The sequence below is a fragment of the Streptomyces sp. NPDC047841 genome, from assembly GCF_040704085.1.
Classification (GTDB): Bacteria; Actinomycetota; Actinomycetes; order Streptomycetales; family Streptomycetaceae; genus Streptomyces; species Streptomyces argyrophylli.
The window spans coordinates 1-1,840 of sequence record NZ_JBEYRP010000085.1; the positions used below are offsets into that span (position 1 = coordinate 1).

At 69.5% G+C, this 1,840-nt stretch carries 1 protein-coding gene; it reads left to right on the forward strand.

The window, feature by feature from the left end; translation table 11 throughout:
* The first annotated feature begins 705 nt into the window (after window positions 1–705).
* Complete coding sequence (locus AB0947_RS42760; protein ID WP_366755748.1) at window positions 706–1,086, forward strand: hypothetical protein; 381 nt, start codon at window positions 706–708, stop codon at window positions 1,084–1,086.
* Window positions 1,087–1,840: the final 754 nt, after the last annotated feature.

Genomic DNA, 1,840 nt, shown 5'->3' on the forward strand with positions numbered 1-1,840 from the left:
GCCGCCCGCAAGCGGCCGGGCATTGCACCGGGCCAGGCGGTAGTCGGACCTCTCATCAGCGTCTCCAACGGCGCCTCTCGGGCCCGGTGGCACCAACCCCCCAGGCCATCGGTTCGACAGGGGGGACCAGCCATGCCGGGCCCGGAGGCCAGCGGTCCTCTTGCAGGACCGCGGAAAACATAACGGGGGGACGGGAGCTTGCCGCTACGTTTCCCGTCCCCTGATGGGTTTGGCACACGTCCTGCAACCAGAGCCCCCCGCTGGGCGTGAGCGTGGTGTCGATCCGAAGGGATGGCTTCACGTGGCCGTCTGATCCATAGCGAGGGGCGTCTTCTTTCGCTATGCTCATGGGCACCCCCGCGGCTTACGGCTCCGTATGGGCCCGTGGGGGCCAAGTTGATGACCATGCCGGGCTGCATCCGGCGATGGTGGATCTTCTCCGTCGATCGTGGGCAGCGCCTACAGATCCTGCGGATTCGTGCCTGTCTGCGACACCTTCATGGCTGCCATCCCCCTGCTGCGGCCTGCTCACCACCGTGGCCCGGGAGAGGCCGGGCGAGAGTCTCACGGTGCGGGGTCGGGATCCGCCGTCCCGGTCCCGCACCGTGGCATAGGCAGCCGAAGCCGCCGCTGCGAAGACTGCAGCAGCGTCTTCAGAGCTCGTCCACTGGCTCGTGGGCAGGTACCTCCCCAGCCCCGCGCCGTGTGCGGTCGCCGAAGAGCGCGACGATCCGGTGGACCGGCAGCCTGATCGCCGGGTGGCCGCTTGCAGTCGGCGTGCCGGGCGAGGAGATCGGTGACCACGACTACGCGGGCGGCGTGCACATCTTCAAGGGGCGGGCGGGCGGCCTGTCCGGTGCCGGCTCACAGTGGTTCGCCCGCAACACCCGAGGAGTCCCGGGTGCGTTGACGGCCGACGAGCAGTTCGGTGGCCTGGTACGGCTGCGCGACACGGACGGTGACGGAACGGCCGACCTGTACGTGAGCGGTGCCGGCGCTCTGCGGCTGCCCGGTTCAGCCGGCGGCATCACCACCGTGGGCGCGACGGAATACCACGCGGCACCCATCGACAGCTTCCTGCAGTGATGTGGCGTAGCTGACTCGTGTGGCTGCACCAGCTGCTCCCGGACCTCGCTGATCAACTGCTCGATCCGGAAGCGGTGTTCGGGGTCCGACTGCTGTTCGGCCGCTATGACGCGTAACCGGCCGGCCATCGTGGCGGGCTGCTGCTCCCGCCTCAGCCGCCACGGATCGCCCTATCGGCGGCCCGGCGTCGCGGAGGCGGGCGCGCCAGCGCCCCCGTAAAGCCGTGCAGCGGGCTGTCGTGGTCGGCGGCGATCAAAGGCCCCAGCCAGGCGGGATCGGCCCACCGCGCGGGGGCCGCCGCCGTGCGTAGGAGCTTCCGGGACGAGCTCCTCGGCTACCCGGGTCGACACGGTCTCGGTCGCCGTCACGTACAGCCCGCGGGTGGCCTGCCCTTTCGGGTCGGTGTCATTCAAGATGGCCGGGTGGCCGCCTGTGGGGGAGAACCCCCTCGGGGGCGTCGGGCTGGTAGGAGGTCGCTGCAGCACGGTCTCGGCACGCATCCCGCACTCGACGTCCAGGCACAGCATTCAGTCGTGGAGCCAGTGGACGGGCAGGGTCTGCATCTCGGCGGCTGGGGGACCGGGGTGCTCGGCGTCGGAGACCCAGCTGTACTTGACGACGACCAGGAAGTCATGGGCCTTCATCGAGTCAGGCCCGCTCTAGGAGTTGTCGTCAAAGTGTCAGGCCCACATCAGGAGTGATGCGAGGGTGACGGCTGCTTTGTAGGACTGGGCGGTCTTGTCGTAGCGGGTGG